The sequence below is a fragment of the Tractidigestivibacter sp. genome, assembly GCF_057241865.1.
Genome location: NZ_DBHHPX010000002.1, coordinates 100,842 through 110,288, shown reverse-complemented (window position 1 = coordinate 110,288; position 9,447 = coordinate 100,842). Strand labels below are relative to the sequence as shown.

The 9,447-nt window shown below is 64.5% G+C and carries 4 protein-coding genes and 3 rRNA genes; all 7 read right to left on the bottom strand.

The features are described from left to right. Positions 1 to 56 precede the first annotated feature (56 nt). A 5S ribosomal RNA gene (gene rrf, locus ACO59D_RS01415) occupies positions 57 to 172 on the bottom strand. Between the two features lie 101 nt (positions 173 to 273). Continuing rightward, positions 274 to 3,210 (bottom strand): 23S ribosomal RNA (locus ACO59D_RS01410). A 230-nt stretch (positions 3,211 to 3,440) separates the two neighbouring features. Beyond that, positions 3,441 to 4,954: ribosomal RNA gene (locus ACO59D_RS01405) — 16S ribosomal RNA — on the bottom strand. The 16S, 23S and 5S rRNA genes sit together here, the layout of an rRNA operon. A gap of 294 nt (positions 4,955 to 5,248) precedes the next feature. Continuing rightward, positions 5,249 to 6,652: a phosphohexomutase domain-containing protein gene (locus tag ACO59D_RS01400; protein ID WP_485125451.1), complete on the bottom strand. Its 1,404-nt coding sequence runs from the start codon at positions 6,650 to 6,652 to the stop codon at positions 5,249 to 5,251. Further along, on the bottom strand, positions 6,645 to 7,541 hold the full coding sequence (locus tag ACO59D_RS01395) for a UTP--glucose-1-phosphate uridylyltransferase (protein WP_130811615.1): 897 nt from the start codon (positions 7,539 to 7,541) through the stop codon (positions 6,645 to 6,647). The genes ACO59D_RS01400 and ACO59D_RS01395 overlap by 8 nt, the downstream gene beginning before the upstream one ends. A gap of 181 nt (positions 7,542 to 7,722) precedes the next feature. Further along, complete coding sequence (locus ACO59D_RS01390) at positions 7,723 to 8,151, bottom strand: metal-dependent transcriptional regulator (RefSeq protein WP_130811614.1); 429 nt, start codon at positions 8,149 to 8,151, stop codon at positions 7,723 to 7,725. A gap of 113 nt (positions 8,152 to 8,264) precedes the next feature. Continuing rightward, a complete protein-coding gene (locus ACO59D_RS01385) occupies positions 8,265 to 9,431 on the bottom strand; it encodes an LCP family protein (RefSeq protein ID WP_130811613.1) in 1,167 nt (388 codons plus the stop codon). Positions 9,432 to 9,447: the final 16 nt, after the last annotated feature.

Below are 9,447 nucleotides of genomic sequence, written 5' to 3'. Positions count from 1 at the left end.
AAGAGGGCCCCCGCGCGTCGCGCGGGGGCCCTCCCCTGGCGGAAACGCCCCCTGCCGGCCGGCGACGACCTGGTCTCCCACGGGCTCTCCCCGCAGTACGCTCGGCGCTCGGGGGCTTAACTTCCGGGTTCGGGATGGGACCGGGTGTGCCCCCCCTGCCATGGCCGCCGGCCGGCACGGGGCGTTTCGCCTCCGGGGGGAGCCCGTGCCGGGCCCTCAGGGCCGCACAGCGCGCGCAGGCGTGCTCTCCGGCGGACCGCCCTGCGAGGGGCAATGCGGAGGAGCTCGGCCGATTAGTGCCGCTCGGCTGAGGCGGTCGCCCGCCTTGCACCTGCGGCCTATCGAACTCGTGGTCTACGAGTGGCCTTACCGAAGGGAGATCTCATCTCGGGACGGGCTTCCCGCTTAGATGCCTTCAGCGGTTATCCCGACCGGACTCGGCTACCGGGCAGTGCCATTGGTTGACAACCCGCGCACCGGAGGTCCGTCCACCCCGGTCCTCTCGTACTGGGGGCAGCCTCCCTCAGATCTCCTGCGCCCGCAGAGGATAGGGACCGAACTGTCTCACGACGTTCTGAACCCAGCTCGCGTACCGCTTTGAATGGCGAACAGCCATACCCTTGGGACCTGCTCCAGCCCCAGGATGCGATGAGCCGACATCGAGGTGCCAAACCTTCCCGTCGATGTGGACTCTTGGGGAAGATCAGCCTGTTATCCCCGGAGTACCTTTTATCCGTTGAGCGACGGCCGTCCCACGCCGGGCCGCCGGATCACTAGAGCCTGGTTTCCCACCTGCTCGACCTGTCCGTCTCGCAGTCAGGCCTGCTTGCGCTCTTGCACTCTCGCGGGCGGTTGCCGACCGCCCAGAGCAGACCTTCGCGCGCCTCCGTTACTCTTTGGGAGGCGACCGCCCCAGTCAAACTACCCACCTGGCACGGTCCCCGCGCCGGCTCACGGCCGCGGGTTAGGACGCCAGCTCGTCGGGGGTGGTATTCCAAGGGCGACTCCCCCGGGACTGGCGTCCCGGGCTCACGGTCTCCCACCTATCCTCTACGCGACGGACCGGCGGCCAATGCCAAGCTGCAGTAAAGGTTCACGGGGTCTCTCCGTCCTTCTGCGGGTAAGTCGCATCTTCACGACTAGTGCAATTTCGCCGGGGCCATGGTTGAGACAGCGTCCAAGTCGTTGCGCCTTTCGTGCAGGTCGGAACTTACCCGACAAGGAATTTCGCTACCTTAGGACCGTTATAGTTACGGCCGCCGTTTACCGGGGCTTGGATTCGCCGCTTCGCCGGAGCTGACGGCTCCTCGTGACCTTCCGGCACCGGGCAGGCGTCAGACCCTATGCGTCGCCTTACGGCTTCGGCAGGGTCCTGTGTTTTTGGTAAACAGTCGCTTGGACCGTTCCGCTGCGGCCGCCCCGGGCTCCGGGAGCCGGTCCCATCACCCGAGGCGGCACCCCTTCTCCCGAAGTTACGGGGTGGTTTTGCCGAGTTCCTTAACCATGGTTCTCCCGATCGCCTTGGTATTCTCTACCCACCCACCTGTGTCGGTCTGCGGTACGGGCCCCGGGCGGCTGCCTAGGGGTTTTTCTCGGGAGCATGGGCTCACTCGCTTCGCTCGGTCGCTTCGTCCGGCGCCTCGGGCACCCGGCACCCGCGCTTCGCCGGGTGCCGCCCTACGCGCCATCGCGGGGACGTCCAGAACCCCGCCGAGCTACCCTCCTCCGTCGCCCCATCGGTCGTAGCGCCACCACGGGGGTGCAGGAATGTCGGCCTGCTGTGCGTCGGCTACGCCTCCCGGCCTCGCCTTAGCCCCCGACTGACCCTGGGAGGACTAGCCTCGCCCAGGAAACCTTGGGTTCACGGCGGCGGCGTTTCGCCACGCCGCTCTCGCTACTCATGCCAGCATCCTCACTCCCGGCGGGTCCACCGGGCGTCGTCGCCCGGCTTCGCCCCCGACGGGAAGCTCCCCTACCGCCGGACTCGGTCCGGCCCGCCGCTTCGGCGCCGTGCTTAGCCCCGTGTATTGTCGGCGCGTGTCCACTCGACCAGTGAGCTGTTACGCACTCTTCGAATGGGTGGCTGCCTCTGAGCCAACATCCTGGTTGTCTGGGCAGACGCACATCCTTTGCCACTCGGCACGGACTTGGGGGCCTTGGCGGGCGGTCTGGGCTGTTTCCCTCTCGAGCGCGCGGCTTAGCCCACGCGCTCTGACTCCCGGGCTCCGGGCCCTGGGTATTCGGAGTTCGGTTGGCTTTGGCAGGCGGTGAGGCCCCCGCGGCCATCCGGTGCTCTACCCCCCAGGGTGAGCGCCCGAGGCTAGCCCTAAAGCTATTTCGGGGAGAACGAGATATCTCCGGGTCTGATAGGCCTTTCACCCCTACCCGCGGGTCATCCCCCCAGTTTTCAACCTAGGTGGGTTCGGCCCTCCACGGGGTCTTACCCCCGCTTCAGCCTGCCCGTGGGTAGCTCACCCGGCTTCGCGTCTGCGGCGCGCGACTGCTCGCCCTGTTCGGACTCGCTCTCGCTACGGCTCGCTTCGCGGCTTGGCCTCGCCGCGCACCGCAACTCGCTGGCTCATTCTACAAAAGGCACGCCGTCACGGCCGCGAGCGGCCGCTCCGACTGCTTGTGGGCACGCGGTTTCAGGTGCTGTTTCACTCCCCTCCCGGGGTGCTTTTCACCTTTCCCTCGCGGTACTGGTCCACTATCGGTCACAGGAGAGTGTTCAGGCTTGGAGGGTGGTCCCCCCGGCTTCCCACCGGGTCTCACGTGCCCGGCGGTACTCGGGTGCCCACCGGCAGGGCGCGGGGCTTCGCGTACGGGGCTGTGACCCTGTCTCGCCGGCCCTCCCAGGCCGTTCCGCTGCCTCTCGCCTTTCTGACTGCCGTGTGGCGGGCCCCACAACCCCGGCGGCGGCCTCCCGCGCGCCGGTTTGGCCTGGTCCCCTTTCGCTCGCCGCTACTCGGGGAATCTCGTTTGATTTCTCTTCCTCGGGGTACTTAGATGTTTCAGTTCCCCCGGTCGCCCCCCGCCACCATATGTGTTCCGGAGGCGGGCGCCGGGCCTCAAGTCCCGGCGGGTTCTCCCATTCGGAGACCCACGGCTCGTGCGGGCATGTGCCCCTGGCCGTGGACTATCGCGGCTTGTCGCGTCCTTCGTCGGCTTCCTGTGCCAAGGCATCCACCTCGTGCCCTTGGTATCCTTCGCGCCGGCACTCGGCCGGCGCCCCTCTTTCACGTATCCAATCGTGCATGATGCGATCCACTAATGGAGAATCTTCTTGCTTGCGTCACGCTATGCGGCTCTCAGGGTGCGGCGGGGGCTGGCCCCGGGGACCGGACGCCGTGCGCCTCGCGGCGCGGCGAAGGTGGCAGGCCGGCGGGCGTGGTCGGCGGGACCCGTCCGTCTCTGTCTTTCTCTCTGGGGTGTCTCCCTAGAAAGGAGGTGATCCAGCCGCACCTTCCGGTACGGCTACCTTGTTACGACTTCACCCCCCTCACCCTCCACACCTTCGACGCCTCCCCCCCTTACGGGTTGGGCCGGCGACTTCGGGTGCAGACGACTCGGGTGGTGTGACGGGCGGTGTGTACAAGGCCCGGGAACGCATTCACCGCGGCGTGCTGATCCGCGATTACTAGCAACTCCGGCTTCGCGGGGGCGGGTTGCAGCCCCCGGTCCGAACTGGGGCCGGCTTTGGGGATTCGCTCGGCGTCGCCGCCTGGCAGCCCGCTGTGCCGGCCATTGTAGCACGTGTGCAGCCCAGGGCATGGGGGGCATGATGACTTGACGTCGTCCCCGCCCTCCTCCGGCTTGGCGCCGGCGGTCTCGCATGGGTGCCCGGCCGGACCGCTGGCAACATGCGACGGGGGTTGCGCTCGTTGCGGGACTTAACCCAACATCTCACGACACGAGCTGACGACAGCCATGCACCACCTGTCCCGGCTCCTCTCGGCCACGGCGTCTCCGCCGCTTCACCGGGATGTCAAGCCCTGGTAAGGTTCTTCGCGTTGCTTCGAATTGAGCCACATGCTCCGCTGCTTGTGCGGGCCCCCGTCAATTCCTTTGAGTTTCAGCCTTGCGGCCGTACTCCCCAGGCGGGACACTTAATGCGTTGGCTGCGGCACGGAGGGGCGTCCCCCCCACACCTAGTGTCCATCGTTTACGGCTGGGACTACCAGGGTATCTAATCCTGTTCGCTCCCCCAGCTTTCGCTCCTCAGCGTCAGTGGTGGCCCAGAAGGCCGCCTTCGCCACCGGTGTTCCTCCCGATATCTGCGCATTCCACCGCTACACCGGGAGTTCCGCCTTCCCCTACCACACTCAAGCCCGCCGGTATCGGGAGCGGCCGGGGGTTGGGCCCCCGCATTTGACTCCCGACCAGACGGGCCGCCTACGAGCGCTTTACGCCCAATGAATCCGGATAACGCTCGCCCCCTACGTGTTACCGCGGCTGCTGGCACGTAGTTAGCCGGGGCTTCTTCTGCAGGTACCGTCACCTCGCGGCCTCGTCCCTGCTGAAAGCGGTTTACGACCCGAAGGCCTCCTTCCCGCACGCGGCGTCGCTGCGTCAGGCTTCCGCCCATTGCGCAAGATTCCCCACTGCTGCCTCCCGTAGGAGTCTGGGCCGTGTCTCAGTCCCAATCTGGCTGGTCGGTCTCTCAACCCAGCTACCCATGATCGCCTTGGTGGGCCGTTGCCCCGCCAACTGGCTAACAGGCCGCGGGCCCATCCCCCCCCGCCGGAGCTTTCCCGCCCCTCCCATGCGGAGGGGGCGGCCCATCCGGTATCACCCACGGTTTCCCGAGGCTGTCCCGGGGAGGGGGGCAGGTTGCCCACGTGTTACTCAGCCGTTCGCCACTGCCTCGCCCCCCGGGGGGGTCCGGCCGTTCGACTTGCATGTGTTAGGCGCGCCGCCAGCGTTCATCCTGAGCCAGGATCGAACTCTCCGTTCGGAGCGCCGCCCGGGGGCGGCGTCTGTCTCCTTCGCGACGGATGTCCGGGTCCCGCTCCAAGACCACGCCGGTCTCGGACTTCACTGGAATCGACTCGGCGCCGGGGTCGCCCCCGGCATTCGAGCATCGCTAGTCTGTCCTTCGTCGTCCGATCTCTCGGACACGGTATCCGGTTCTCAGGGTGCCCCGCGGCGCCTCCCGCTTGGGGCGCGCCGCGCGAGGAAGTAATATACGCCCCCCGCGGGGCGGGGGGAAGGGGGAGGGGGGACATCCATGGTTTGCACACAAACGGACTCAAGCGCCGGCGCGGACAATTCCACACGAGGCGTCAAGCAGCCTGTCGCGCTCCCCTTCTGTAGGTGCCTCCGAGTAAACCCTCACCACGGGATCGGACCTCGAAGGGCGTATGAGAACCCATGAACCATCGTCGAACTGAAGGCGTAACCCATCGGCATGGCTGACCTCAACGGGGAGGCGACCTGCGACGGACTCCGGGTTGAGTCCCGGCAGCACATTACGGAACGCCTGGGTTGCGGCCGGGTCGAGACGCACATCCCGACGGGTGTAGCGCATATGGCCGATCTTGTCGCCCATGTCGCGCACCAGCTGGCGAACTGTCCTGCCGCTCTTTGCCACAAGCTCGGCTACCAAAAGACAGGACAGGAGGCCATCTCGCTCGAGGAGGTGAGACGGGAACGCAAGGCCGCCGTACTCCTCTGCGCCCAGCACTACATCACCTTCACGCATTTCTCTATATATGCGTGAAAAACCAACGGGAACGGAAGTGAGCTGGCAGCCAAGGCGCTCTGCCTGACGCGCGATTCGCGCAGAGCACGTGAGCGTGACCACAACGCGGCCGGTTTCGTTGCGATTCTCAACAAGGTGGCCCAGCACCAGCGGAGACAATTCGTGTGGCAGCAGTATGTTGCCGTCCTCGTCGACAACGCCCGCACGGTCGCCATCGCAATCGAGAAGGAAACCAAGGCTGGCCCTCGTGGAGGAGACCCTCTCTTCGCACTCGTCTGCCCAGGGGTCAGCTGGCTCGGGGTGAAGCCCGCAGAAGTCCTCGCGGACATCTGCGTGAATCTCGGTCACCTCGCAGCCAAGACGTTCAAGCGCCTGGGCGAGCACGCCCGCACCGGCACCGTACATGGGATCAACCACAACGCTGAGCCCGGCACCCGCAATCGCGACACCGTCCACCAACGTGACGAGGTCATCGAGATAGGGCGCGATGAAGTTCTCCACCTGGTACTCACCGGTGTCAGACGTTGGCTCAAGCGAGATGTGCTGCTCGACGGCATCAAGAAACTCACGTGAAACCGGTCCGCCGTCCGCACCGCGCACGATAAGGCCACCGTACTCGCAGGAGCGCTCGCTTGCCGTAAGCATGACGACACCGATGGCGTCGCTCCTTCTCGAGCAGAACCACGAAGCGACAGGCGTGGGACAGGGCCTGTCCGAGACAACAGCCCGCAGGCCAAAGGATGCGAGCACGCCCGCTGCGACACATGCGTAGTCGGCAGAGTTGTGACGAGTGTCATAACCGACAACGACCTCAGCACCAGGATGGGCATCCGCCCAAAGAAGACCTAACGCATCAGCCGCGCGCCTGACGCCGGCTTCGTCAAAACCATCGTCCAGACGTGCCTGCCAGCCATCGGCGCCAAAGCGGATTATGTTGGGACGCCTATCCAAGGACCTTGTCACCAAACGCCTCGCGGAAGGCCTCGGCAGTATGGGGGTTCTTGAGCGCCATACGTGCGTTAGTCGCAGCCCAGGCAGCGGGAGTACCAGTATCACACCCCTCAGCGGGGTCCACTACCAGCGCGTACATCTCTTCCTCGTCAAGCAGGCGCTGCATTGCGTCGGTAAGCTGAATTTCGCTGCCAGCACCCGGCGCCTGGGTGGCCAGAAGCTCCATGATGCGGGGCGAGAGGAGATAGCGGCCAACAATAAAGAGGTGCGAGGGCGCGTCCTCGGGCTTGGGCTTCTCGACAAGGCCCGCCACCTTCCACACGGCACCCTCGTCCTCCTCGCCTCCCGCGGCACCATCGAGATGTCCCATGCACTGGCCGGCGATGATGCCGTAGCGGCTCACCTGGTCGGCAGGAACCGGAGCAACGGCGATAACGGAAGCGCCGTTGTGCTCGCGCGATACCTGCGCCATGCGCACGCACATCTGCTTGTCGGGAACGAAGTAGTCACCGAGAAGCACGAAGAACGGCTCCCCGCCAATCTTGTCTGCAGCGCAATGGACGGCATGGCCGAGGCCGCGCGGACTGTCCTGATAGACGAAAGAGACCGGAAGCGTTGAGGCCTCGTGGACAAGGCTTGCCGCCTCACCCTTGCCACGTGTGCGAAGCATGCCCTCGAATTCCTCGTCCACCGAGAAGTACTGCTCTATCTGCGGCTTCTCGTGCGAGTTCACAATCACTACGCCATCGACGCCCTCGGGCTCAAGTGCCTCCTCGACAACGTATTGGAGAATGGGCTTGTCCAGAACGGGCAGGAGCTCCTTGGGCATGCATCTCGTTGCGGGCAGAAAACGCGTACCAAGACCTGCTGCCGGGATAATTGCCTTCATTGTGCTTGTGTTCCCTTCAATAGTGGGCAGTTGCGGCATGAGGATGCCAGACACACCATACCCCCGTGCATGCACCATCTACCCCGCCTTCTCCTAGCGGCAGACCTCCACCGGTCGCACGGCCACAAACCCTGCCGTCATCACATGGCGCACACACGGGACGCATCAAACGGCCATGAGCCTAATCCGGAATGGTTACGCCCTGCGTCGCAAGGTAATCGATAAGACGCGACATCGTGTCGGCAGAGAGGACATGTTCCATGAGACATGCCTCCTCGTCGGCACGCTCGGCATTTACGCCCAGGTCGGTCTCGAGGAATGCCCGTAGGGCACGATGCGCGCGCCACACAATCGCGGCATACTCCTTGCCCTCGGGAGTCAGGGTCACACGGCCATAGCGGCTCTGGTTGACCATGCCCTCTTCCTTGAGCATCGAGAGCGCCTTGTTGACGCTTGCCTTCGATACATCGAGCTGCTCGGCAACGTCAACGGAGCGCACGCTCCCGCCAGGTTCATCTGATGCCACAGACAGCCTATAGATAGATTCGAGGTAGTCCTCGCCTGCCCTTGTTAGGGCGTGATCGTGATTTCCGTCACTCGTAAGAGTCATGAGCAGTCTCCAAATCCTGCAATGCACCTTTGGCGCGTGTCCTGGAATCATTATCCCCAAGTCGGGGGCCCTGTGACCCCCGGCACCAACGCGGAAGACGTGGATTTGGCAGATTACGTGGCAGATTTCGGCGACGAAGCGCTCACCGTGCCGGCAGAGCTCGTGGCATCTGCGGAGGTGGGGCCTGCATTCTCGGACGAAGAGCCTCCGTCCGTGTAGCCATGCTGGTCGGCATTGAACGACGAAGGGTCCTTGCCTGCATCGATGACCTTCATCACCTCGGCGAGGGCATCCCAGTCTGCCACGACATACGAGACGCCGTTGACGTCCTTTGGCTCGGAGGGGGCATAGGCAGCGTAGATGTCATTCTCCGTATCCATGCCTACCATCTCTGAGGCCAAGGAGACAATCTCAGAGACCGAAAGATCGGTGGTGATAACGTCTGCGGTAGCGTCGACCAGGTTGACGATCTTGGTTGGATCGTTGGTCGAAAGCAATTGGTTGAGCATGGCCTTAATGAAGGAGCGCTGATGGTGCATGCGCGTGTAGTCGCCATCCGGGAAGTGGCGGCATCTGCAGTAGAAGAGCGCCTCTTCGCCATCGAGCGTCTGAACCCCCGGCTGAAGCTCCGTGACTACATCGAAGTTCTCGGTATCCTTCATGGACTGGTCAACGTCGACCGTCACGCCACCCATAGCGTTGGTGAGAGTCGCAAGGCCATCGAAGGAAATCTCGGCATAGTGCGAAATGGGAACGCCGCACTTCTCGCTCACGATTTGCACCATACCGGCAGCCCCATCATACGTGTGGACGCCGTTGATCTTCATGGTCGTACCCTTCCATTCGACCATGGTGTCACGCGGTATCGAGAGAAGCGTCACACGCTTGTTGGGCGGGTCGATGCGAGCAAGGATGATGGTGTCAGCACGGTAGTCCGTCTCGCCAGGGCGGCCGTCGGTACCAAGGAGCAGCACGTAGTAAGGGTCATTCGGCGTGGAGGGCTCGTTGCCATCCGTCGCGGCAGACAGGCTCTGCTCAAGCTCGGGGGTGATGACCTGGCCGTTGTTCATGCGACTCTGCACGCTGCTGATCCAGCGCGCAAATGCCACGCCACCGCCGACAAGCATCACCACCAGGGCGGCAACGACACCACGCGCCACACTTCGGCGCAGCCTGTGCCTGCGGCACCTCTTGCTGTAGCGCTCGACGTTGTTGCGGCTGTACTTGTCAGACGCATCGATATCGGAGCCACTACCCTCGGCTTTCATATGCTTGCTCATCGGCTACCCTACATCC